This is a genomic window from Microcella alkalica (assembly GCF_014595885.1).
GTDB lineage: Bacteria > Actinomycetota > Actinomycetes > Actinomycetales > Microbacteriaceae > Microcella > Microcella alkaliphila_B.
In genome coordinates this window covers 169,797-193,482 of record NZ_JABUKC010000004.1, presented here as the reverse complement: position 1 = coordinate 193,482, position 23,686 = coordinate 169,797, and the positions used below count along the sequence as shown (strand labels likewise).

At 71.9% G+C, this 23,686-nt stretch carries 23 protein-coding genes; 19 read left to right on the top strand and 4 right to left on the bottom strand.

All coding sequences use genetic code 11. From position 1 onward, the window contains the following. Positions 1-37 precede the first annotated feature (37 nt). Positions 38-1,555: an amino acid permease gene (locus ID804_RS11340; RefSeq protein ID WP_169080182.1), complete on the bottom strand. Its 1,518-nt coding sequence runs from the start codon at positions 1,553-1,555 to the stop codon at positions 38-40. Between the two features lie 214 nt (positions 1,556-1,769). Here ID804_RS11340 and ID804_RS11335 point away from each other — a divergent pair, with 214 nt between their 5' ends. The 5 genes from ID804_RS11335 to ID804_RS11315 are packed head-to-tail and all read left to right on the top strand — an operon-like array spanning position 1,770 to position 6,790. Further along, positions 1,770-3,149, top strand: a complete 1,380-nt coding sequence (locus ID804_RS11335) for a glutamine synthetase family protein (protein WP_169080180.1) — start codon at positions 1,770-1,772, stop codon at positions 3,147-3,149. Next, the gene (locus ID804_RS11330) at positions 3,130-3,888 is read left to right on the top strand and encodes a gamma-glutamyl-gamma-aminobutyrate hydrolase family protein (RefSeq protein ID WP_169080178.1); all 759 of its coding nucleotides are present in this window, start codon (positions 3,130-3,132) and stop codon (positions 3,886-3,888) included. Before ID804_RS11335 ends, ID804_RS11330 begins: the two co-directional genes overlap by 20 nt. Then, a complete protein-coding gene (locus tag ID804_RS11325; protein WP_169080176.1) occupies positions 3,885-5,243 on the top strand; it encodes an aldehyde dehydrogenase family protein in 1,359 nt (452 codons plus the stop codon). Before ID804_RS11330 ends, ID804_RS11325 begins: the two co-directional genes overlap by 4 nt. 16 nt (positions 5,244-5,259) lie before the next feature. Continuing rightward, positions 5,260-6,048 carry a 3-oxoacyl-ACP reductase gene (locus ID804_RS11320; RefSeq protein ID WP_169080174.1) on the top strand — a complete coding sequence of 263 codons (789 nt, stop codon included), beginning with the start codon at positions 5,260-5,262 and terminating at the stop codon, positions 6,046-6,048. 10 nt (positions 6,049-6,058) lie between these two features. Further along, the gene (locus tag ID804_RS11315; RefSeq protein ID WP_169080172.1) at positions 6,059-6,790 is read left to right on the top strand and encodes a FadR/GntR family transcriptional regulator; all 732 of its coding nucleotides are present in this window, start codon (positions 6,059-6,061) and stop codon (positions 6,788-6,790) included. A 21-nt stretch (positions 6,791-6,811) separates the two neighbouring features. Here the strand turns inward: ID804_RS11315 and ID804_RS11310 are convergent, their stop codons facing one another. Next, positions 6,812-7,615, bottom strand: coding sequence for a sugar phosphate isomerase/epimerase family protein (locus tag ID804_RS11310; protein WP_211161226.1), 804 nt, complete (start codon positions 7,613-7,615; stop codon positions 6,812-6,814). Between the two features lie 142 nt (positions 7,616-7,757). On the opposite strand from ID804_RS11310, the gene otsA reads away from it, so the two are divergent. The 12 genes from otsA to ilvC all read left to right on the top strand — a co-directional run bounded on the left by otsA (position 7,758) and on the right by ilvC (position 21,464). After that, a complete protein-coding gene (gene otsA, locus ID804_RS11305; RefSeq protein ID WP_169080170.1) occupies positions 7,758-9,179 on the top strand; it encodes an alpha,alpha-trehalose-phosphate synthase (UDP-forming) in 1,422 nt (473 codons plus the stop codon). Further along, positions 9,176-9,979, top strand: a complete 804-nt coding sequence (gene otsB, locus ID804_RS11300; protein ID WP_169080168.1) for a trehalose-phosphatase — start codon at positions 9,176-9,178, stop codon at positions 9,977-9,979. Before otsA ends, otsB begins: the two co-directional genes overlap by 4 nt. A 69-nt stretch (positions 9,980-10,048) precedes the next feature. Then, entirely contained in the window at positions 10,049-12,961 is a 2,913-nt protein-coding gene (locus tag ID804_RS11295) for a Na+/H+ antiporter subunit A (RefSeq protein WP_169080166.1), read from the top strand. Next, entirely contained in the window at positions 12,958-13,392 is a 435-nt protein-coding gene (locus ID804_RS11290) for a Na(+)/H(+) antiporter subunit C (protein WP_169080164.1), read from the top strand. The genes ID804_RS11295 and ID804_RS11290 overlap by 4 nt, the downstream gene beginning before the upstream one ends. Then, positions 13,389-14,966, top strand: coding sequence for a Na+/H+ antiporter subunit D (locus tag ID804_RS11285; protein WP_169080162.1), 1,578 nt, complete (start codon positions 13,389-13,391; stop codon positions 14,964-14,966). The genes ID804_RS11290 and ID804_RS11285 overlap by 4 nt, the downstream gene beginning before the upstream one ends. After that, the gene (locus ID804_RS11280; protein ID WP_169080160.1) at positions 14,963-15,553 is read left to right on the top strand and encodes a Na+/H+ antiporter subunit E; all 591 of its coding nucleotides are present in this window, start codon (positions 14,963-14,965) and stop codon (positions 15,551-15,553) included. Before ID804_RS11285 ends, ID804_RS11280 begins: the two co-directional genes overlap by 4 nt. Further along, the gene (locus ID804_RS11275) at positions 15,550-15,912 is read left to right on the top strand and encodes an MrpF/PhaF family protein (protein WP_169080158.1); all 363 of its coding nucleotides are present in this window, start codon (positions 15,550-15,552) and stop codon (positions 15,910-15,912) included. The genes ID804_RS11280 and ID804_RS11275 overlap by 4 nt, the downstream gene beginning before the upstream one ends. Continuing rightward, positions 15,909-16,316, top strand: a complete 408-nt coding sequence (gene mnhG / locus ID804_RS11270) for a monovalent cation/H(+) antiporter subunit G (RefSeq protein WP_169080155.1) — start codon at positions 15,909-15,911, stop codon at positions 16,314-16,316. Before ID804_RS11275 ends, mnhG begins: the two co-directional genes overlap by 4 nt. 9 nt (positions 16,317-16,325) lie before the next feature. Further along, positions 16,326-18,020, top strand: a complete 1,695-nt coding sequence (gene ilvD / locus ID804_RS11265; protein WP_169080153.1) for a dihydroxy-acid dehydratase — start codon at positions 16,326-16,328, stop codon at positions 18,018-18,020. A 43-nt stretch (positions 18,021-18,063) separates the two neighbouring features. Then, complete coding sequence (locus ID804_RS11260) at positions 18,064-19,863, top strand: acetolactate synthase large subunit (RefSeq protein WP_169080151.1); 1,800 nt, start codon at positions 18,064-18,066, stop codon at positions 19,861-19,863. 3 nt (positions 19,864-19,866) lie between these two features. Further along, positions 19,867-20,379: an acetolactate synthase small subunit gene (gene ilvN / locus ID804_RS11255; protein ID WP_169080149.1), complete on the top strand. Its 513-nt coding sequence runs from the start codon at positions 19,867-19,869 to the stop codon at positions 20,377-20,379. A 59-nt stretch (positions 20,380-20,438) separates the two neighbouring features. Further along, positions 20,439-21,464 (top strand): ketol-acid reductoisomerase, encoded by a 1,026-nt coding sequence (gene ilvC / locus ID804_RS11250; protein ID WP_169080147.1) that lies wholly within the window; start codon positions 20,439-20,441, stop codon positions 21,462-21,464. A gap of 122 nt (positions 21,465-21,586) precedes the next feature. On the opposite strand, the gene ID804_RS11245 is transcribed toward ilvC, so the two are convergent. Next, a complete protein-coding gene (locus ID804_RS11245; protein ID WP_169080145.1) occupies positions 21,587-22,381 on the bottom strand; it encodes a DUF1353 domain-containing protein in 795 nt (264 codons plus the stop codon). A gap of 81 nt (positions 22,382-22,462) precedes the next feature. Between ID804_RS11245 and ID804_RS11240 the strand changes: the two genes are divergently transcribed. Together ID804_RS11240 and ID804_RS11235 are read left to right on the top strand one after the other, a co-directional pair. Then, positions 22,463-22,972 (top strand): hypothetical protein, encoded by a 510-nt coding sequence (locus ID804_RS11240; protein WP_169080143.1) that lies wholly within the window; start codon positions 22,463-22,465, stop codon positions 22,970-22,972. After that, positions 22,969-23,280 (top strand): hypothetical protein, encoded by a 312-nt coding sequence (locus ID804_RS11235; RefSeq protein WP_169080141.1) that lies wholly within the window; start codon positions 22,969-22,971, stop codon positions 23,278-23,280. The genes ID804_RS11240 and ID804_RS11235 overlap by 4 nt, the downstream gene beginning before the upstream one ends. Here the strand turns inward: ID804_RS11235 and ID804_RS11230 are convergent. Beyond that, positions 23,277-23,654: a DoxX family protein gene (locus ID804_RS11230; RefSeq protein WP_317451279.1), complete on the bottom strand. Its 378-nt coding sequence runs from the start codon at positions 23,652-23,654 to the stop codon at positions 23,277-23,279. The two genes, ID804_RS11235 and ID804_RS11230, sit on opposite strands and share 4 nt — an antisense overlap. Positions 23,655-23,686: the final 32 nt, after the last annotated feature.

The window sequence follows — 23,686 nt, the reverse complement described above, 5'->3', positions numbered from 1 at the left end:
TCGCGTCATGCCCTCGCGGGCGTCAGCGGATGCTGCGCTACTGCTCTTTGGTGAGCTCGTGCGTGCCGCCGCTCATGGCGTACTCCTCCTCGGGCGAGAGCACGAGGCGGTGCCGGTAGTGCAGCCAGAAGCCGAGCAGGATGAGCGCGTAGACGACGATGATCGCCACGATCGCCGCCTGGAAGGCCGGGTTGATGAGCAGACCCACGAACACGAGCGCGGCGATCGCGGCCGCGCTGTAGGCGCCGCCCAGACCCCACGGGCTCTTGTAGGGACGGTTCGCGTTCGCGAACTTCCGACGCAGGATGATGAACGACACCATCTGCAGGAAGTACGCCACGACCGCGCCCCACACCGCGATGTTGAGGATGATGGCGCCGGCGACCGCGCCAACGCCCTCCGGGTCGAGCCGCGAGAGCAGGTCGAGCGAGACGATCGCGACGAAGCCGACGACCGCGCCGACGACGAGCGCCACCCACGGGGTCTGGCTCTTGCCCGTGAGCGAGAGGAACTTCGGGTAGTAGCCGGCGCGCGACAGGGAGTACATGTTGCGCCCGTAGGCGAACATGATGCCCTGCAGCGAGGCGAGCAGGCCGATGAGGGCGAAGATCGCGAGCACGGCGGCGAGCTCGTCGCCGACGATCGCGCGGAACCCGTCGAGCAGCGGCTCGAGCGAGACGCCCGTCGCCTCGGCGCCGAGGATGCCCGTGTTGAGGAACAGCACCAGCAGGCCCGTGATGATGAGGGTGCCGCGGGCGAGCACGCCGGCGCGGGGAATGTCCTTCTCGGGGGTGTGCGACTCCTCCGCGGCGAGCGGCAGCTCCTCGATGCCGAGGAAGAACCACATGGCGAACGGCAGCGCGAACAGGATCGGCAGGATGCCCTCCGGCAGGAAGGTCGAGGCGCCGACCGCGTCCGGGTTGACCGGCATGTCCCACAGCTTGTCCCACGAGAACAGGCCGGAGGCGAGCGCCATGACCGAGAACACCAGGATGATGCCGATCGCGATGATCGACACGACGATCGCGAAGCGGAACGAGATGTGCGCGCCGGCCGCGTTGAGCGCGACGAAGGCGACGTAGAGCACGATCCACCACACCCACATGAGGTCGGCCTCGGCGAGCGAGAAGTTCAGCAGGCCGCTCGTCACGCCGTCGAGGTACTGGGCGGAGAAGAACACGATGACCGCGGTCGTCGCGACGTACTCGATCGTCTCGGCCGCGCCCGTGACGAGGCCGCCCCACGGGCCCATGGCCGAGCGCGCGAACGAGTAGGCGCCGCCCGTGTGCGGCATGGCGGCCGACATCTCGCTGATGGAGAAGGTGAGCCCGTAGTACATAACCACCAGCACGACGAAGGCGATGAGCATGCCGCCGAAGCCCGCGAAGTCGATGCCGAAGTTCCAGCCCGAGAAGTCGCCGGAGATGACCGCGGCGACGGCGAGGCCCCAGAGGCCCCACACTCCTGCCGTGCGGCGCAGCCCGCGCTTCTCGAAGTAGCCCTGGTCGACGCGGGTGTACGTGACACCGCCCGTCGCCTTGGTCGTTTCCGCCATGCATTCCTCCTGGGGGGATGGACATCGAGTCCGGGGTGGACAGGGGGTGGTGCGCGCTCGATGGCAGGGCGCCTCGTTGCGCTTGGAGGGAAGCATGCCCCCAAAGGTGGCCTGTGTCCACCATTGAGGGCCTCGACACCCCGAGAACGGGCGCGCCGGTGCTGGCCGCTGTGCTAGTAATGGTCGAAACCACGGCGGTCGAAGGAGACGAGCGATGGCGGCATCACCCCCCGACGTGCGATCGGGCAACCTCACGATGGGCGAACTCGAGCAGCGCATCCGCTCGGGCGAGATCGACACCGTCATCGTCGCCTTCACCGACATGCAGGGGCGCCTCGTCGGCAAACGGGTCTCGGCGCGGCTGTTCCTGGAGGAGGTCGGCGCGCACGGCGCCGAGTGCTGCAACTACCTGCTCGCCGTCGACGTCGAGATGAACACGGTCGGCGGATACGCGATCTCCAGCTGGGAGCGCGGCTACGGCGACATGGTCATGCGCCCCGATCTCGGCACGCTGCGCCTCGCCCCCTGGCTGCCCGGCACCGCGATGGTCATCGCCGACCTCGAGAACCACGACGGCGAGCCGGTCGCGCCGAGCCCGCGCGCGATCCTGCGCCGCCAGATCGACCGCCTCGCCGAGCGCGGCCTCGTGCCCTACGTCGGCACCGAGCTGGAGTTCATCGTCTTCGACGACGGCTACCGCGAGGCCTGGCGCAAGGGCTACCGCGACCTCACCCCGGCGAGCGACTACAACATCGACTACGCGCTCATGGCGTCGACCCGCATGGAGCCGCTGCTGCGCGACATCCGCGTGAGCATGGACGGCGCTGGCATGTACTGCGAGGGCGTCAAGGGCGAGTGCAACCTCGGCCAGCAGGAGATCGCCTTCCGCTACGCCCACGCGCTCGCCACGTGCGACAACCACTCGATCTACAAGAACGGCGCGAAGGAGATCGCCGACCGGCACGGCAAGTCGCTGACCTTCATGGCGAAGTTCAACGAGCGCGAGGGCAACAGCTGCCACATCCACCTCAGCGTGCGCGGGCTCGACGGCTCGCCGGTCATGGCCGGCGACGGCCCGCACGGCTTCTCGCCGCTCATGGAGCACTGGCTCGCCGGGCAGCTCGCCGCGATGCGCGAGCTCACGCTGTTCTTCGCGCCCGCCATCAACTCGTACAAGCGCTACGTCGAGGGCAGCTTCGCTCCGACCGCGATCGCGTGGGGCTTCGACAACCGCACGTGCGCCCTGCGCGTCGTCGGCCACGGCCACAGCCTGCGCATCGAGAACCGGGTGCCCGGCGGCGATGTCAACCAGTACCTCGCGACGGCCGCGATCATCGCCGCGGGCCTGCACGGCATCGAGCAGCAGCTCACCCTCGAGGAGGCCTTCGCCGGCAACGCCTACGGCAGCGACAAGCCGCGCGTGCCGAGCACCCTGCGCGACGCCGCCGAGCTGTTCGCAGGCTCGCAGATCGCCCGCGAGGCGTTCGGGCAGGATGTCGTCGACCACTACCTGAACATGGCGCGCGTCGAGCAGCAGGCCTACGACGCGGCCGTCACCGACTGGGAGCGCTTCCGTGGCTTCGAACGATTCTGACCGTCGCCCTCGACCCGTCATCGGGCTGACCACGTACCTCGAGCAGGCGCAGAGCGGGGTGTGGGACGTGCCCGCCGCGTTCCTGCCGAAGGTCTACTTCGAGGCGGTCACGCGCGCCGGCGGCACCGTCGTGCTGCTGCCTCCCCAGCCGATGGGCGAGGGCGTCGCCGACTGCATCCTCGACCGCCTCGACGGCCTCATCGTCACGGGCGGCAAGGATGTCGAGGCGAGCCGGTACGGGCAGGCCCCGCACCCGACGAACGATGCGCCGCGACGCGATCGCGACGACCTGGAGTTCGCGCTCCTGGAGCGCGCGCTCGACCGCGACATCCCCTTCTTCGGCATCTGCCGCGGCATGCAGGTGCTCAACGTGCTGCGCGGCGGCACCCTGATCCAGCACCTGCCCGAGGTCATCGGCAGCGAGCGCTACAACGCCGGCGGCGGGGTGTTCTCGCCCAACCCCGCGCTCACGGTGCCCGGCACCCGCCTCGCCGAGCTCGTCGGCGAGCATCTCACGGTGCAGAGCTACCACCACCAGGCGATCGACCAGGTCGGCGCGGGCCTCACCGTCAGCGCTCGCGGCGACGACGGCGTCATCCAGGCCGTCGACATCGACGGCGCGACCTTCGGGCTCGCCGTGCAGTGGCACCCGGAGGTCTCGCCGGAGGACCTGCGGCTGTTCGAGGCGCTCGTCGAGGCCGCCGCCGACTACGCCGAGAGCCGGCAGGTGCGCGCGTGAGCGAGACGACGCTCGTCAATCCGGCCGACGAGTCGGTCATCGGCACGGTGCGGCACACGACCCTCGAGGAGGTCGACGCCGCCGTCGAGCGCGCCGTCGTCGCGCAGCGCGCCTGGGCGGCGCTCGCGCCGGTCGACCGCGCGCGCGCGCTGCGCCGCTTCGCCGCCACGGTCGACGCGCACATCGACGAGCTCGCGCAGCTCGAGGTGCGCAACTCGGGCCACCCGATCGGCGCCGCCCGCTGGGAGGCGGGCAACGTGCGCGACGTGCTCGACTACTACAGCGGCGCGCCCGAGCGCCTCATCGGCCAGCAGATCCCCGTCGCGGGCGGCATCGACGTCACCTTCCACGAGCCCCTCGGCGTCGTCGGCGTCATCGTGCCCTGGAACTTCCCCATGCCGATCGCCGGCTGGGGCTTCGCGCCGGCGCTCGCCGCGGGCAACGCGGTGCTGCTGAAGCCCGCTGACTGGACCCCGCTCACCGCGATTCGGCTCGGCGAGCTCGCGCTCGAGTCGGGCCTGCCCGAGCACCTGCTGCAGGTGCTGCCGGGTCGCGGCTCGGTCGTCGGCGACCGCTTCGTCACGCACCCGCTCGTACGCAAGGTCGTCTTCACCGGATCCACCGAGGTCGGCAAGCACGTCATGGCCGGATGCGCGGCGCAGGTGAAGCCCGTGACGCTCGAGCTCGGCGGCAAGAGCGCGAACATCGTCTTCGCCGACGCCGACCTCGAGGCAGCAGCATCCTCGGCGCCCGGTTCGGTGTTCGACAACGCCGGGCAGGACTGCTGCGCCCGCTCGCGCCTGCTCGTGCAGCGCACCGTGCTCGACCGGTTCCTCGAGCTGCTCGAGCCGGCGGTCCGGGGTTTCCGCGTCGGCGACCCGAACGACGAGGCCACCGAGATGGGGCCGCTCGTCTCGCGCGGGCACCGCGAGAACGTCGCGGCCTTCCTCGACGACGACGTGCCGGTCGCGTTCACGGGCTCGGCGCCCGAGGGCCCCGGCTTCTGGATGGCCCCGACCGTGCTGCTGCCGAACCGCGGCGACCGCGTCGCGACGGAGGAGATCTTCGGCCCCGTCGTCTCGGTGTTGCCCTTCGACGACGAGGCCGACGCGATCGCGCTCGCCAACGACTCGATCTTCGGGCTCTCCGGCTCGATCTTCACGCGCGACCTCGGCCGCGCGCTGCGCGTCGCGCGCGGCGTCGAGACGGGCGCTCTGAGCGTCAACTCGCACTCCTCGGTGCGGTACGCGACCCCCTTCGGCGGGTTCAAGCAGTCCGGTCTCGGGCGAGAGCTGGGGCCGGATGCTCCGCTCGCGTTCACCGAGACCAAGAACGTGTTCTTCTCCCACGCCTAAGACAGGAGCCCGTCCCATGAGCATCACCCCCATCGACCTCACGCAGCGACTCAAGGGCAAGGTCGCCGTGATCACCGGCGGCGCGAGCGGCATCGGCTTCGCGACCGCGAAGCGCTTCGCCGCGGAGGGCGCGCGCGTCGTCATCGGCGACATGAACCCGGAGGCGGGCGAGGCCGCCGCGGCCGAGGTGGGCGGCCTGTTCGTGCAGGTCGACGTCACCGACGAGGCGCAGGTGAACCACCTCTTCGACACCGCGCAGGCGACCTACGGCTCGCTCGACATCGCGTTCAACAACGCGGGCATCTCGCCGCCCGACGACGACTCGATCGAGACGACCGAGCTGCCGGCCTGGGAGAAGGTGCAGGACGTCAACCTCAAGAGCGTGTACCTCTGCTCGCGCGCGGCCCTGCGCCACATGGTCGCCCAGCAGTCGGGGTCGATCATCAACACGGCCTCGTTCGTCGCCGTCATGGGCAGCGCGACGAGCCAGATCTCGTACACCGCCTCGAAGGGCGGCGTCCTCGCGATGACGCGCGAGCTCGGCGTGCAGTTCGCGCGTCAGGGCATCCGCGTCAATGCGCTCTGCCCCGGCCCCGTGAACACCCCGCTGCTGCAGGAGCTCTTCGCGAAAGATCCGGAGCGCGCCCAGCGCCGCCTCGTGCACATCCCGAAGGGCCGCTTCGCCGAGGCCGAGGAGCTCGCCGCGGCCGTCGCCTTCCTCGCAAGCGACGACGCCTCGTTCATCACGGGCTCGACCTTCCTCGTCGACGGCGGCATCAGCGCCGCCTACGTCACCCCGCTCTAGCGGCACGACCATGCCCGACACCGCCCCGCCGCCGGAGGGCCTCGCGCTCGAGGCGTTCAGTCGACCGGTGCGGGGCGGCAACGCCTTCGAGGAGACCCTGGCGCGGCTGCTGCAGCTCATCAGGCTCGGCATCGTCGCGCCGGGGGAGGCCCTCGCCCCCGAGCGCGAGCTCGCGGCGCGGCTCGAGGTCAGCCGCGACACCGTGCGCGAGGCGATCAAGGCGCTCGCCGAGGCCGGCTACGTCGAGTCGCGGCGAGGGCGCTACGGCGGCACGTTCGTGCGCGAGCCGCTTCCGCACCCCGAGGAGGGGCCGGGCGAGCGCGTGTCGGCCGACGAGGTGCGGGATGCCCTGCTCGTGCGCGAGGTGCTCGAGGTCGGCGCGGCGAGGGCAGCGGCATCCACGCCCCTGACGGCCGCGCAGCGCGACGATCTGGCGACCCGCATGCGGGAGGTGGCCGGCGCCGAGGGGGCCGAGTATCGCCGCCTCGACTCGCGCCTGCACCTGACCTTCGCGGAGCTCTCGGGCAGCCCGACGCTCGTGACGCTCATCGCCGACAACCGGATGCGCGTCAACGCGCTGCTCGACCGCATCCCGCTGCTGCCGCCCAACATCGCGCACTCGAACGAGCAGCACGAGCGCATCGTCTGGGCGGTGCTCACGGGCGACGCCGACGGGGCGGGCGCGGCGATGGCCGAGCACCTGGAGGGCACGGCGTCGCTGCTGCGCGGGTTCCTCGCCTAGCCGCGGACGTCACGGCGCCCGTCAGCGCAGCGCGCTCGGGCCCAGGTGCTCGCGCGCGAACGCGACGGTCTCGCAAAGCTCCGCCAGCCGGGCGCCGTCGTCGCGGCCGCAGTGCCGCGTGTTGAGCTCGGCGACGACGTCGCCCGCGAAGCCCGACACGGCAAGATGCCGCAGCAGCTCGGCGACCGGCTGCCCGCCGCGCCCCGGCACGAGGTGCGCGTCGACGAGCCGCCCGGCGCCCGGCGCGGCGGCGTCGCACAGGTGCACGTGGTGCAGGCGCTCACCCCACCCGCGGGCGAGCTCGAGGGCCGAGCGGCCGGCCATCGTCGCGTGCGAGACGTCGAGCACGAGCCGGTCGATGGTGAGCTCGCCGGGGTCCCAGTGCGGCGCGAACGCCTCGCGCGTGCGCCCGCCCGCCGCCACCGGGAACATGTTCTCGACCGCGACCACGACGCCCGAGCTCGCCGCGATCTCGCTCACGGCCTCCTCGAAGCGCGCGGCCCACCGGCGCTGCCAGCGCCAGGGCGGGTGGGCGACGACCGTGGCGGCTCCCAGCTCGGCGGCGAGGGCGGCGGCGCGCTGCAGCTTCGTGCGCGGGTCGCGCCCGAAGACGAGGGTGCTGAAGAGCAGGACGGGGGCGTGGATGCTCAGCACGGGCATCCCGTACCGCGCCGACAGCGCCGCGATCGCGCGAGCCCTCTGCGTGGCCGGGTCGCTCGTGATCATCACCTCGACGCCGTCGAAGCCGGCCTCGCGCGCGAGCCGGAACGCGGGCTCGAGCCGGCGGGGGAGCACGCTCGTGGTGCCCATGCCGACTCGGATCACGCGGCCAGCCTAGGCGGCCCTTCGGGCGCGCCCGAGCGGTGGATGTCTGAGAGAACGATGAGTCTCGGCTGATACGGTGGCCGACCGGCGGGGCCCCACGGGGCCGACGCCGTACGGACGCGCGGACGAGAAGAGAGTGAACATGAGCCCCAGCACCGGCCGCTTCGACTTCGTGGTGGTCTCGAACCGCCTCCCCGTCGACCGGGTGATCGACCCCGACGGATCGGCTCGCTGGCAGCGCTCGCCCGGCGGCCTCGTGACGGCGCTGGAGCCGGTCATGCGCGCCGCCGACGGCGCCTGGGTGGGCTGGCCCGGCAAGGCCGACGTCGAGGTCGAGCCCTTCGAGGCCGACGACATGCACCTCGTGCCCGTGGCCCTCTCCGCCGGCGAGGTCGAGCGCTACTACGAGGGCTTCAGCAACGACACGCTCTGGCCGCTCTACCACGACGTCATCTCGCCGCCGGCCTACCACCGCGAGTGGTGGGAGTCGTACCGCGCGGTCAACGAGCGCTTCGCGCGCGCGAGCGCCGAGGCGGCGGCGCCGAACGCGACGGTGTGGGTGCAGGACTACCAGCTGCAGCTCGTGCCGAGCATGCTGCGCGCACTGCGCCCCGACCTCACGATCGGGTTCTTCAACCACATCCCGTTTCCGCCGTACGGCATCTTCTCGCAGCTGCCGTGGCGCCGCGCGATCGTCGAGGGGCTGCTCGGGGCCGACGTCATCGGCTTCCAGCGCGCCTCCGACGCCGCCAACTTCTTCAGTGCCGTGCGCCGCCTGTTCGGGTACGGGATGCGCAGCCCCGAGGTGCGCGTGCCCGACGGGCAGGGCGGCCACCGCACCGTCATCGCCAAGGCCTTCCCGATCTCGATCGACGTCGAGAGCTTCGAGGAGATCGCGCGGCGGCCGGAGGTCATCGCGCGCGCCGCGCAGATCCGGCACGACCTCGGCGACCCCGGCACGATCATGCTCGGCGTCGACCGGCTCGACTACACGAAGGGCATCGGCCACCGGCTGAAGGCTTTCGGCGAGCTGCTGCGCGACGGCTCGGCCCGCACGGGCGAGGTCGCCCTCGTGCAGGTCGCGAGCCCGAGCCGCGAGCGCGTCGAGGCGTACATGCAGCTGCGCGACGAGATCGAGCTCACGGTCGGCCGCCTCAACGGCGACTACTCGACGATCAGCCATCCGGCGATCTCGTACCTGCACCACGGCTACCCGCGCGAGGAGATGGTGGCGCTGTACCTCGCCGCCGACGTCATGCTCGTCACGGCTCTGCGCGACGGCATGAACCTCGTGGCGAAGGAGTACGTCGCCTGCCGCCACGACGAGGACGGCGTGCTCATCCTCAGCGAGTTCGCCGGCGCCGCCGACGAGCTCAAGAACGCGCTGCTGGTGAATCCGCACGACATCGAGGGCCTCAAGGAGGCCATGCTCAGGGCCATCGCGATGCCCAAGCGCGAGCGCTCGACCCGCATGCGCGCCCTGCGTCGCCGCGTGCGCGAGAACGACGTCGCGCGCTGGTCGCAGAGCTTCCTCGACACGCTGCGGCACGTGGGCAGCCGATGAGCGGCGGCGCGCTCACCGGCCCCGCCCTCGCCGCCGAGCTCGATCGCCTCGCCGCGGCGCCGCGGCTGCTCGTCGCCCTCGACTTCGACGGCACCCTCGCCCCGCTCGTCGACGACCCGGCCGCCGCGCGCGCGTTGCCGGCGGCTCGCGAGGCGCTGCTCGGTCTGCACGCGCTGCCCGGCACGAGCGTCGCCCTCGTCTCGGGTCGCGCCCTCGCGAGCCTCGCGGAGGTCGGCGAGGCGCCCGACGACCTGCCGCTCATCGGCTCGCACGGCCTCGAGGTGCGCATGAGCGCGACGGATGCCCTGCCGCCCCTCGACGCCGCCGACGCCGACCGCGTGCTCGCCCTGCGATCGCGGCTCGAGCCGCTCGTCGCCCAGGTCGAGGGTGCGTGGATCGAGGCGAAGCCCGCGGGTCTCGCGGTGCACTCCCGCCTCGTGACTGACGCGGAGGCGGCGCGGCTCCTCGACGCGGCGGTGCGGGCCAGCGCCGCCGAGCTTGACCCCGCGCTGACCGTGCGCGCGGGCAAGGGCGTGGTGGAGTTCGCGGTGCGCGACGCGACGAAGGGCGACGGCCTGCGCATCCTCATCGATCGTCTCGCCCCCGATGCGGTGCTGTTCGCCGGCGACGACGTGACCGATGAGGACGGCTTCGCCGTGCTCGGCCCGCACGATCTCGGCGTCAAGGTCGGTGACGGCCCGACGGCGGCGCGCGCCCGCGTCGCCGACCCGGCCGCGATGGCGGCCCTGCTCACCCACGTGCTCGACGCTCGCCGCCGCCTCTCAGGCGACACTCGGTAAACTCGACACGAGAGCGCTTCACGCCAGCCCTCTCCCGCCCGTGCCGCACCGACACCCGAGGGAGGACCCGTGTTCGTCTCCCTCGCGCTGTTCGGCCTCGCGGCCCTCGTGCTCGTGCACCTCACGCCGTGGCTCAAGCAGCGGGTCTTCCTCGTCGCCGCCCTCGTGCCGCTCGGCGCCTTCGCGCACGCGCTCGCCGTCGGCCCCGCCGTGCTCGCCGGTGAGGCGCTCGTCGAGCGCGCGGCGTGGATCCCGCAGCTGCAGCTGACCCTCGACCTGCGCATGGACGCGCTCGGCTGGCTCATGACGCTCATCGTCACGGGCGTCGGCGCGCTCGTCATGGTCTACTGCGCCTTTTATTTCGGCCGCGACAGCGAGGGCATCGGCCGCTTCGCCTCGACCCTCACCGCGTTCGCCGGCGCCATGTACGGGCTCGTCCTCGCGGAGGACGTCTTCCTGCTGTTCGTCTTCTGGGAGCTCACGAGCGTCTTCTCGTACCTGCTCATCGGCCACTATCAGGGGCGCAAGGCGAGCCGTGGCGCGGCGCTGCAGGCGCTCATCACGACGACGCTCGGCGGCCTCGTCATGCTCGTCGGCCTCGTGCTGCTCGCCCAGCAGGCTGGCAGCGCGAGCATCGAGGTGATCCTCGCCGCGACGCCGGAGGGGCCGCTCACGACGGCCGCGATCGTGCTCGTGCTCGTCGGAGCACTGTCGAAGTCGGCAATTCTGCCCTTCCACTTCTGGCTGCCCGGCGCCATGGCGGCCCCCACCCCCGTCAGCGCCTACCTGCACGCCGCCGCGATGGTCAAGGCGGGCATCTACCTCATCGCGCGGTTCGCTCCCGCGTTCGCCGCGACCCCGGGCTGGCGCGAGCTGCTCGTCGGGCTCGGCCTCGCGACGATGATCCTCGGCGGGTGGGTCGCGCTGCGCCAGCACGACCTGAAGCTCCTGCTCGCCTACGGCACGGTGAGCCAGCTCGGCTTCCTCACCGTCATCACCGGCTGGGGCACGCGCGACGCGGCGCTCGCGGCGGCCGCCCTCCTCGTCGCCCACGCGCTGTTCAAGGCGACCCTCTTCCTCGTCGTCGGCATCATCGACCACGGCGCGGGCACGCGCGACCTCCGCAAGCTGTCGGGCCTCGGCCGCCGCGCCCCCTCCCTCGCCGTCATCGCCGGGCTCGCGCTCGCTTCGATGGCGGGCCTGCCGCCGCTGTTCGGCTTCGTCGCGAAGGAGGCCGTGCTGTACGCGCTGCTCGTCGACGCGCGAGACGGCGACGCGCTCGCCGCGATCGCGACGATCGGCGTCGTGATCGGGTCGGCGCTCACGGCGGCGTACAGCATCCGCTTCTTCTGGGGCGCGTTCGCCCGCAAGAGCGACGCGACGGATGCCTCGGTGCTGCAGCGGGTCGGCCCCGGCTTCCTGCTCGCTCCCGCCGCGCTCGCGGTCGCGGGTCTCGCGCTGGGCGCACTCGCCCCGCTCGCCGACGCCGCGCTCGCGCCGGTCGCGGCGGCCGTCGACGGCGCGAGCGACTACCACCTGGAGCTCTGGCACGGGTTCACACTCGAGCTCGCCCTGTCGATCGGCGCGCTGCTGGCCGGCGTCGCCCTGTTCGCGGCGCGCGAGCCGATCGCCCGCCTGCACGCACGCGTGCACAGCCCGATGAGCGCGACCGACCTCTACTGGGATTCGGTCGGCGCGGTCGACCGCCTCGCCGTGCGGGTCACGAGCCTCACGCAGCGCGGGTCGCTGCCGTTCTACCTCGGGGTGATCCTCGTGGTGTTCATCGCCGGTACCGGGGCGACGCTGCTGCTCGGCGGCTCGGGGCCCGGCGAGGTGCGCCTGTGGGATACGCCCGCGCAGCTCGCGATCGGCCTCGTCATGGTCATCGCCGCCGTCGCGGCCACGCGCGCGCAGAAGCGCTTCACCGCGGTCGTCGTGGTCGGCGTGACGGGCTTCGGCATGTCCGCGCTCTTCGCGATCATGGGCGCGCCCGATCTGGCGATCACGCAGATTCTCGTCGAGCTCGTGACGCTCATCGCCTTCGTGCTGGTGCTGCGCCGGCTGCCCGCGCAGCTCGGCGACCGGCACGGCAGCACGCGGAAGGCGCTGCGCGCCGTCATCGCCGTCGCGGTCGGCGCGACGATGGGCGTCATCGCGCTCGTCGCGGCCGGCGCGCGCACCGAGCAGCCGATCTCGCTCGCCTGGCCGCAGCTGGCCTACGAGATCGGTCACGGCCGTAACACCGTCAACGTGGCGATCGTCGATCTGCGCGCCTGGGACACGCTCGGCGAGCTCGCCGTCGTCATCGCCGCCGCGACGGGCGTCGCGAGCCTGCTGTTCATCCGCGGGCGCGACGACGCGCTGCCGCGGGCGCCGCGCGGGCAGCTGCGCCGCCGCGTGGAGGCGCGGCTCGACCGCGTGCGCGAGCAGGGCCGCCCCGGTGAGCTGCGCAACGCCTGGATCCTCGCCGGACCCACCCTCGACCCGCGCAACCGCTCGATCCTGCTCGAGGTGGTCGTGCGACTCACCTTCCACGCGATCATCGTCGTGTCGCTCTACCTGCTCTTCGCGGGCCACAACCTGCCGGGTGGCGGCTTCGGCGGCGGCCTCGTCGCGGGCCTCGCGCTCGTGGGCCGCTACCTCGCGGGCGGGCGCTTCGAGCTCGGGGCGGCGGCGCCGATCGGCGCGGGCACGGTGCTCGGCACCGGCATGCTCCTCGCGGTCGGCACGGCCGCGGCGCCGCTGCTGCTGGGGGCGGATGCCCTGACCTCCGCCTTCGTCGAGACCGAGCTGCCCGTGCTCGGCCACGTCGAGTTCGTCACCTCGACGATCTTCGACATCGGCGTCTACCTCATCGTCGTGGGCCTCGTGCTCGACGTGCTGCGCAGCCTCGGCGCCGAGGTCGACCGGCAGGGCGAGGCCGCCCGCTCGACGACGCCCGTGCAGCCCGCCGCACCCGCGACCCCCGGAGGCCGTCCGTGACCGTCTCGCTCGTCCTCGTCATCGTCATGTCGGCGCTCTACGCGTGCGCGGTCTACTTGCTGCTCGAGCGCAGCCTCACGCGCGTGCTGCTGGGGTTCCTCCTCGCCGGCAACGCCACGAACCTGCTCATCATCATCATGGTCGGCGAAGCCGGGCTCGCGCCGATCTTCGACCCGGCGATCGCGCCGGAGGAGTACACCGACCCGCTGCCGCAGGCGCTCGTGCTCACGGCGATCGTCATCACCTTCGCCGTGTCGTCGTTCCTGCTCGCCCTCATCTACCGCTCCTGGCGCCTGGCGAACGCCGACGACGTGAGCGACGACGCCGACGACGTCGCGCTGCGCGGGGGAGCGGTGCTCATCGAGGCGGAGGAGACCGCGCCAGAGGCCTCGACGACCGACTTCCCGCACGAGACGGAGCCGCAGCGATGACCGCGCTCGTGCCCCTCGTCGTGCTCGTGCCGCTGCTCGGTGCGGCGCTCACGCTCGTGGCCGGCCGTCGCCCGCGCCCGCAGCGGGCGATCGCCATCACCTCGCTCGTCGTGCTGCTCGCGATCGGCGCGGTGCTGCTGTGGCAGGTCGACCAGGTGGGCCCGCTCGTGATGGAGGTCGGCGGTTGGGCGGCGCCCTACGGCATCGTGCTCATCGTCGACCGGCTCGCGGCGCTCATGATCGTCGTCTCGGCCGTCGTGCTGCTCGCGGTGCTCGTGTTCTCGGTCGGGCAGGGTCTCGCCGACGGCGACGACGAGACCCCGGTCTCGATCTACAACCCGACCTACCTGATCCTCACCACGGGCGTCATGGTCGCCTTCGTCGCGGGCGACCTGTTCAACCTCTACGTAGGGTTCGAGATCCTGCTGGTGTCGAGCTACGTGCTCATCACCCTCGGCGGCACGGAGTCGCGCATCCGCGCCGGCGTCACGTACGTCGTGGTGAGCCTCGTGTCGTCGCTGCTGTTCCTCGCCTCGATCGCGATGATCTACGGCGCGCTCGGCACCGTCACGATCGCGCAGATCGCGCAGCGCATCGACGAGCTGCCGGTCGACGTGCAGATCCTGCTGCACGTCATGCTGCTCGTCGCCTTCGGCATCAAGGCCGCCGTTTTCCCGCTGTCGTTCTGGCTGCCCGACTCCTACCCGACGGCGCCCGCGCCGGTCACGGCGGCGTTCGCGGGCCTGCTGACGAAGATCGGCGTCTACGCGATCATCCGCGTCGAGACCGTCATCTTCCCCGGGCCCGAGCTCAACCCGGCGCTCATGGTGCTCGCGCTGCTGACGATGATCGTCGGCGCGCTCGGCGCAGTGGCGCAGGCCGACATCAAGCGCATCCTGTCGTTCACGCTCGTGAGCCACATCGGCTACATGATCCTCGGCGTCGCGCTCGGCACGGTCGAGGGCACGGCCGCGGCGATCTACTACATCGTGCATCACATCGTCGTGCAGACGACGCTCTTCCTCGCCGCTGGCCTGATCGAGCGCGAGGCGGGCAGCACCTCGATCTCGCGCATCGGCGGCCTCGCCGCGAGCGCCCCCGTGGTCGCGGCGCTGTTCCTGATCCCCGCCCTTAACCTCGGCGGCATCCCGCCGTTCTCCGGCTTCCTCGGCAAGCTCGGTCTCTTCCAGGCGACCGCCGAGCAGGGGGATGCCCTGGCCTACGCCCTCATCGCCGGCGGCGCGCTCGTCTCCCTCCTCACCCTCTACGCCCTCATCCGGGTGTGGAACCTGGCGTTCTGGCGCTCGGCCGACGCCGTGGAGGGCGACCAGTCGCGACTGCTGCGCTCGGTCGAGGAGGCGCCGCTCTCGACCTCGACCGTCTCCGGCACCCGGTCGACGCCGCGGCTCATGACGGCGTCGACCGCCGGCATGGTCGCGGTGAGCGTCGCGCTCACCGTCTTCGCGGGGCCGGTCTACGCGATCGCCGACCGCGCCGGCCAGAACCTCGACGGCCCGAGCGTGTACATCCAGACGGTGTTCCCGAGCTCGGCCGAGGGGGGTGAGCTCGAATGACCGATCCCGTCGCCGCGCGCGGCGCGGCCGACATGACCGAGGCGGATGCCCGGGCCGCCGAGCGCGCGCGCGTGCCGCTCAAGCAGAAGGCCCCGCTCCTGCTCGCGCTCGTGCTGCTCTGGATGATGCTGTGGGGCTCGGTCACCCCCCTCACCGTGCTGACAGGCCTCGTCGTCGCGCTCATCGTCACGCAGGCGCTGTACCTGCCGCCCGTCGTGCTATCCGGCCGCTTCAACGCCTGGTGGATGCTCGTCTTCCTCGCCCGCTTCCTCGGCGACCTCGTCGTCGCCTCCTTCGAGGTCGCCTGGCTCGCGGTGCGGCCGCGCGGCGTGCCCCGCAGCGCCGTCATCCGCGTCGACCTCACGACGCGCAGCGACTTCGTGCTCACCGGCACGGCGCTCGCCGTCTCGCTCGTGCCCGGCTCGGTCGTGCTCGAGGTCGACCGCCCGAACTCGGTGCTCTACGTGCACGCCCTCGGCGTCGACTCCGCCGAGCGCGTCGAGCGCACGCGCGCCCACGTGCTCGACTACGAGCGCCGCCTGCTGCGCGCGATCGGCTCGCGCGAGGAGTGGGAGGCCGTGCGATGACCGTGCTCATCACGATCGCGGGGGCGATCCTCGCCGTCGCCGCCCTCCTGGCCCTGTGGCGCGTGATCCGCGGGCCGAGCATCGTCGACCGCGTCATCGGCTCCGACGTGCTGCTGACCACGCTCATCCTCGTCGTCGGCACCGAGATGGTCGCCAACGGGCACACCCGCACGATCCCGCTCATGGTCGTGCTCGCCGCGACCGCGATCCTCGGCACCGTCTCGGTCGCGCGCTTCGTCACGCGCCCCGAGGCGACGAGCGCGACGGGGGCAACCTCGACGCCCGACGGCGCGGGGTTCTCGAGCCGCAGCGCGGCCTCGGCGATGCCCGACTCCGCGGGGAAGGAGCTCGACTCGTGATCGACGCAGCGCCCGTGGCGGGCATCCTCGACATCGTCGCCGGCGTTCTCCTCATCGGCGGCGCCCTCCTCTCGCTCGCCGCCGCGATCGGCCTGCTGCGCTTCCCGGATGCCCTGAGCAGGCTGCACGCGGCGACCAAGCCGCAGATCCTCGGCCTCGTGCTCGTCGTGCTCGCGCTCGCGCTGAGCCTGCGCAGCTGGACCTCGCTGCTGCTGCTCATCCCGGTCGTCGTGCTGCAGATGCTGACGGCGCCCATCTCGGCGCACATGGTGGGGCGGGCGGGGTACCGCACGGGCGACTTCGACGCCGCGACGCTCGTCGCCGATGAGCTCGCCGACGACGTCGCGGATGCGGGCCGCTCCGACCTCCCCGGCGCGTCGGAGCCGCCTCGCGGCACGCCCTAAACTCGTGCCATGACGGAGATCGACCACAAGCCCCGCTCCCGCGTCGTCACCGATGGCATCGAGGCGACCACCTCCCGCGGCATGTTGCGCGCGGTCGGCATGGGCGACGACGACTGGGAGAAGCCCCAGGTCGGCATCGCGAGCTCGTGGAACGAGATCACCCCGTGCAACCTCTCGCTCTCGCGCCTCGCGCAGGCGGCGAAGGAGGGCGTGCACGCCGGCGGCGGCTACCCGCTGCAGTTCGGCACCGTGAGCGTGAGCGACGGCATCTCGATGGGCCACGAGGGCATGCACTTCTCGCTTGTCAGCCGCGAGGTCATCGCCGACAGCGTCGAGACCGTCATGCAGGCCGAGCGCCTCGACGGCAGCGTGCTGCTGGCCGGCTGCGACAAGTCGATCCCCGGCATGCTCATGGCCGCGGCGCGCCTGGACCTCTCGAGCGTCTTCCTCTACGCCGGCTCGATCGCGCCCGGCTGGGTCAAGCTCAGCGACGGCACCGAGAAGCCCATCACGATCATCGACTCGTTCGAGGCCGTCGGCGCCGTCAAGGCCGGCAAGATGAGCCTGGAGGACGCCCACCGCATCGAGTGCGCCTTCGCCCCCGGCGAAGGTGCCTGCGGCGGCATGTACACGGCCAACACGATGGCCTCGGTCGCCGAGGCGCTCGGGCTCAGCCTGCCCGGCTCGGCGAGCCCCGCGAGCTACGACCGCCGCCGCGACATGTACGCCCACCGCTCCGGCGAGGCCGTCGTCAACCTGCTCAAGAAGGGCATCACGGCCCGGCAGATCCTCACCAAGGAGGCCTTCGAGAACGCCGTCACCGTCGCGATGGCGCTCGGCGGATCGACGAACGTCGTGCTGCACATCCTCGCGATCGCGAACGAGGCCGAGGTGCCGTTCACGCTCGACGACTTCAACCGCATCGGCAATCGCGTGCCGCACATCGGCGACCTCAAGCCCTTCGGCAAGTACGTCATGAACGACGTCGACCGCCAGGGCGGCCTGCCCGTGCTGCTCAAGGCGCTGCTCGACGAGGGCCTGCTGCACGGCGACGTCATGACCGTCACGGGCAAGACGATGGCCGAGAACCTCGCCGAGCTGAACCCCGACCCGCTCGACGGCGAGGTGCTGCGCAAGCTCGACGACCCCATCCACGCCACCGGCGGCATCACGATCCTCCACGGGTCGATGGCTCCCGAGGGCGCCGTCGTGAAGACCGCCGGCTTCGACGCCGCCGTCTTCGAGGGCCCCGCGCGCGTGTTCGAGCGCGAGCGCGCCGCGATGGACGCGCTGACGAACGGCGAGATCTCCGCCGGCGACGTCGTCGTCATCCGCTACGAGGGGCCCAAGGGCGGCCCCGGCATGCGCGAGATGCTCGCGATCACCGCCGCCATCAAGGGCGCAGGGCTCGGAAAAGATGTACTACTCTTGACCGACGGTCGATTCTCCGGCGGCACAACCGGCCTGTGCATCGGCCACGTTGCTCCCGAGGCGGTGGATGCTGGTCCTATCGCCTTCGTGCGCGATGGTGATCTCATCCGGGTCGATATCGCTGCTCGCTCCCTCGACCTACTGGTCGACGCAGACGAGCTGGAGGCGCGCCGCACCGACTGGGCGCCCCTGCCTCCGCGCTACACCCGCGGCGTTCTCGCCAAGTACTCGAAGCTCGTGCGCTCCGCCTCCGAAGGAGCCGTGACCGGGTAGCTCGGCGCCTCGCCTCTCCACGCCCACGACCTCAGGATCCTTCATGCCTTCGGAAACGACTCCCGTGCCGAGCCCGTCCGCGTCCGCCCGCGCCGAGCATCCCGTGCTCACCGGGTCGGGCGCCATCCTCGCCGCCCTCGAGAAGCTCGGCGTCACCGACGTCTTCGGCCTGCCGGGCGGCGCCATCATGCCGTTCTACGACGAGCTCATGGCCTCGACCGCCATCCGCCACATCCTCGTGCGCCACGAGCAGGGCGCCGGCCACGCGGCCGAGGGCTACGCCGCCGCGAGCGGCCGCCTCGGCGTCTGCATCGCGACCTCCGGCCCCGGCGCGACGAACCTCGTCACCGCCATCGCGGATGCCTACATGGATTCGGTGCCGCTGCTGGCGATCACCGGCCAGGTGTTCTCGACCTCGATGGGCACCGACGCGTTCCAGGAGGTCGACATCACGGGCATCACGATGCCCATCACGAAGCACTCCTTCCTCGTCACCAAGCCCGAAGACATCCCCGGCGTGCTCGCCGCGGCGGTGCACATCGCCACGACCGGCCGACCCGGCCCGGTGCTCGTCGATGTCACGAAGGATGCGCAGCAGAAGTCGGCCCCCTTCATCTGGCCGCCCAAGGTCGAGCTGCCCGGCTACCGCCCGGTGACGAAGGCGCACGGCAAGCAGATTGGCGCCGCCGCCCAGCTCATCGCCGAGTCGCGCCGCCCCGTGCTCTACGTCGGCGGCGGCGTCGTGCGCGCCGGCGCCCACGCCGAGCTGCTGCGCTTCGCGGAGGAGACTGGCGCCCCCGTCGTCACGACGCTCATGGCGCGCGGCGCCTTCCCCGACTCGCACCCGCAGAACCTCGGCATGCCCGGCATGCACGGCACCGTTCCGGCCGTGCTCGGCCTGCAGGAGAGCGACCTGCTCATCGCCCTCGGCGCGCGCTTCGACGACCGGGTCACGGGCAAGGTGAGCGAGTTCGCGCCGCATGCGAAGGTCATCCACGTCGACATCGACCCGGCCGAGATCGGCAAGATCCGCGCCGCCGACGTGCCGATCGTGGGGGATGCCCGCGAGGTGCTGCTCGACCTGCTGCCCGCGTACCGCGACGTGGCGAAGCAGGCGAAGCCCGACTTCTCCGACTGGTGGAAGCGGCTCGAGAGCCTGCGCGCGCAGTACCCGCTCGGCTACACCATGCCGGAGGACGGCCTGCTGTCGCCGCAGTGGATCATCGAGAAGATCGGCGAGCTCTCCGGCCCCGAGGCGGTGTACGCCGCCGGCGTCGGGCAGCACCAGATGTGGGCCGCGCAGTTCATCCAGTACGAGCGCCCCGGCGCGTGGCTGAACTCCGGCGGCGCCGGCACCATGGGCTACGCGATCCCCGCCGCGATGGGCGCCAAGGTCGCCCAGCCCGACCGCCTCGTGTGGGCGATCGACGGCGACGGCTGCTTCCAGATGACCAATCAAGAGCTGGCGACCTGCACGATCAACGACATCCCGATCAAGGTCGCGATCATCAACAACTCCTCGCTCGGCATGGTGCGCCAGTGGCAGACCCTCTTCTACGACGGTCGCCACTCGTTCACCGACCTCAACACGGGGCACGACACCGCGATGGTGCCCGACTTCGTCAAGCTCGCCGACGCCTACGGCGCCCTCGGCATCCGCGTGACGAAGCAGGAGGAGGTCGAGCCGGCCATCAGGCTCGCCATGGAGACCAACGACCGCCCCGTCGTCATCGACTTCGTTGTCAGCCGCGACGCCATGGTGTGGCCGATGGTGCCGCAGGGCGTCGGCAACTCGCAGGTCCAGTACGCGCGCGACCATGCGCCCGAGTGGGAGAGGGAGTAACCCATGTCGCACCACGTGCTCTCGCTCCTCGTCGAGGACAAGCCCGGTCTGCTCACGCGCGTCGCGGGGCTCTTCGCCCGCCGCGGGTTCAACATCATCTCGCTCGCCGTCGGCACGACGGAGGTGCCCGGACTCTCGCGCATCACCGTCGTGGTGGATGTCGAGGGACTGCCCCTGGAGCAGGTCACCAAGCAGCTCAACAAGCTCGTCAACGTGCTCAAGATCGTCGAGCTCGACCCCAGCCAGTCGGTGCAGCGCGAGCACATGCTCATCAAGGTGCGCGTCGACAACACCACCCGCTCGCAGATCCTCGAGGCGACGAACCTCTTCCGCGCCCGCGTGGTCGACGTCGCCACCGACGCCCTCGTCATCGAGGTCACTGGCGACACCGCCAAGGTCGAGGCCCTGCTGCGCGTGCTCGAGCCCTATGGCATCAAGGAGATCGCCCAGTCGGGCCTGCTCGCCATGGGGCGCGGCTCGAAGAGCATCTCGGAGCGCGTGCTCAAGAACTCGTGACGTCCGCCCCGGACGCCGCACGGACATCCCACCGAACACACCACAAGGAGACACCGCTCGTGACCGAGATCTACTACGACAAGGACGCCGACCTGGCGCTCATCCAGAGCAAGAAGGTCGCGATCGTCGGCTACGGCTCGCAGGGCCACGCCCACGCGCAGAACCTGCGCGACTCGGGCGTCGAGGTCGTCATCGCGCTCAAGGAGGGCTCGAAGTCGGTCGCCAAGGCGCACGAGGAGGGCTTCACGGTCATGACCGTCGCCGAGGCCGCCGAGTGGGCCGACGTCATCATGATCCTCGCGCCCGACCAGCACCAGCGCGCCATCTACAGCGAGAGCATCCAGGGCGCCCTCAAGCCGGGCAAGACGCTCGCCTTCGCGCACGGCTTCAACATCCGCTTCGGCTACATCGACGCCCCCGAGGGCGTCGACGTCATCCTCGTCGCCCCGAAGGCCCCCGGCCACACGGTGCGCCGCGAGTTCGTCGCCGGCCGCGGCATCCCCGACATCGTCGCCGTCGAGCGCGACACCACCGGTCAGGCGTGGGATCTCGCGCTGTCGTACGCGAAGGCCATCGGTGGCACGCGCGCGGGCGTCATCAAGACGACCTTCACGGAGGAGACCGAGACCGACCTGTTCGGCGAGCAGGCCGTGCTCTGCGGCGGCACCTCGCAGCTCGTGCAGTACGGCTTCGAGGTGCTCACCGAGGCCGGCTACCAGCCCGAGATCGCCTACTTCGAGGTGCTGCACGAGCTCAAGCTCATCGTCGACCTCATGTGGGAGGGCGGCATCGCCAAGCAGCGCTGGAGCGTCTCGGACACCGCCGAGTACGGCGACTACGTCTCCGGCCCGCGCGTCATCGACCCCTCGGTGAAGGAGAACATGAAGGCGGTGCTCGCCGACATCCAGTCGGGCGCCTTTGCGAAGCGCTTCATCGCCGACCAGGACGCGGGCGCCCCCGAGTTCAAGGAGCTGCGCGCCAAGGGCGAGCAGCACCCCATCGAGGAGACCGGCCGCAAGCTGCGCGCCCTCTTCGCGTGGAAGCAGCAGGACGCGGACTACGTCGACGGCAGCGCTGCGCGCTAGTCCTTCGCAGCGATGCAGGCCGGTCGCCCTTCGGGGCGGCCGGCCTTCCGCGTCTCCGCCCGGCGACGTCGCGGTGCGCCGCGCCACACGGCCGTGAGCAGCGGCGCGGCGCGAGCGGCCGCTCAGCGCGGGGGCGCGATGCGCTCGCGCGCGGCCTCCGGCCCGTACTCGTCCTTCCAGCGCACGGTCGGCTCGGCCTGCGGGCGCGGGCCGCGCCGCCCGGTCGCGAGCCACACGAGCAGCGCGATGAGCCCTTCGACGTGCGAGGCGACAAACGCGCCGAGCACGAGCGGCCCGTACAGCGCGCCGAGGTACGTCGCGGCGATCACGAGCCCCGCCGAGGAGCCCCACAGCCCCGCGAGCAGCGCGGGCGCCGCGAGCGTCACGAGCCACCACGCCCCGAGCCCGGCGGCGCCGACGATCGCGAGCGCCGTCGCCGCGACGAGCCACAGCGCCCCGACCGCGACCTGGGCGACGAGCACGCGACCGAGCGCCCCGCCATGCCGCAGCCGGCTCTCGAGCCCGACCGCGGCCCACATGACCCGCGCGCGCAGCAGGTGGATGCCGTTGTCGACGAGCGCGACTCGGAACAGGTCATCGGCCGCGCGCCGCCGGGCCAGGCGCTCGGCGGCGGGCGCGCGCCGGGCATCCTCGACCATCGCGTCGTGCAGGATCGCCGGCAGCGTCTGCGGACCGTAGTTGGCGATGAGCCCCCACAGGAAGGGCGGCACCGAGGCGAAGTCGGTCGAGTTGCCCTCCGTCGGCGGCCGCGAGACGTCGTGCGCGGGCACCGTGACGACGGAGCCGTCGCGTGGGTCGCGATACGCGAACGGCTCGGTCACCTGGAAGTCGCGGCCCATGCGGTACAGCAGCGGCACGCCCGTGAGCGGTCGCCCGTCGACGGTCTCGAACGGCATGGGCCCCCTTCCCCTGCCCGACGCTAGCGGCACCCTCCGACGCTCAGCGGGCGCCGTTCCCCAGGTCGGTAGGGTGGCGGCATGAACGCCGACCGCCGCGAGGAGGCCCTCGACTGGGGCGACCCCGACGACCCGAGCTGGGTCGATCCGGGGCAGGCGCAGCCCGAGCAGCCCGTCGCCCTCGACGACGACGCGCAGGGGCAGCCGGCGGGGGATGCCCCGGCCGGGCCCGACGCGCCCGACGCGACCGCGGCATCCGCCCCCTCGATCGCGGCGCAGCCCGCGACCGACCGCGAGGCGCGGCGCCGCTCCGCGGTGACGGCGGCGACGGGTGTGCTCGCGGGCGTCTACCTCGCGTACTCGGTCGGCTGGATCCTCTCGGTCGGCACCCTGCAGCTCTCGGGTGCGACGCTGCTCATCGAGGTGCTGTACCAGTTCGGCGAGTTCCTGGCGATCATCGCGTGCGCGCTGTGGTTCGGCACGGTCATGGCGCTCACGCGCGGCGGCCGCCCGGCAGTGCGCCTGGGCTGGCTGGCGCTCGGCACGCTCGTGCTCGTGCCGTGGCCCGTGCTCATCGGGGTGCTCCCGTGAGGGCGGCGCGCATCGCGGTCGTCGTGGTGATGGGGCTGCTCGCGGCGTGGTTCCTGTTCGACGGCGTCTCGAACCTGCTGGCCTTCCCGCAGCAGCTGGAGGCGTTCGGCGTCGCCGACCGCACGCCGTGGGGCGTGCTGTGGGCGAGCGTGCTCGCGCCGCCGCTGATCTTCGCGGCCGCGGTGGTGCTGGGGTGGCGGCAGCCGGTGACGCGCTTCACGCTCGTGCTCATCGTCGCGCTCTGCGTCATGGCGACGACGCGGCTGAGCCTCATCGCCGTGGCGGGCGCAGCGGTCACCCTGGCCTAGCCGAGCCCCACCCAGAGCACGAGCGCGATGAGCGCGACCTGCATCGCCAGTCGCGGCCAGAACGGCACGGCGAAGACCCCGAACCGCTCGCGGTGCCGCGCGGCGTGCGCGTTGGCGGGGAACACGCAGACCAGGAAGACCGCGAGGGCGATGCCGGCCGCTGCCCGTGTCGGCGGCACGAGCAGCCCCACGCCGCCGGCGATCTCGGCGACGCCGGTGACCCAGACCCAGCCGCGCGCGCTGAAGGGCCGGCCGCGGAACACGTGCGGCACCATCGCGGCCATGCCGCGCACGACGAGCGGCACGAAGTGGGTGACCCCGATGCCGATGAAGACGACGGCGGTGATGATGCGGGCGAGCTCGACGGCCGTCATGGCGGCCATTCTGCCTGCGATACCCTGAGAGC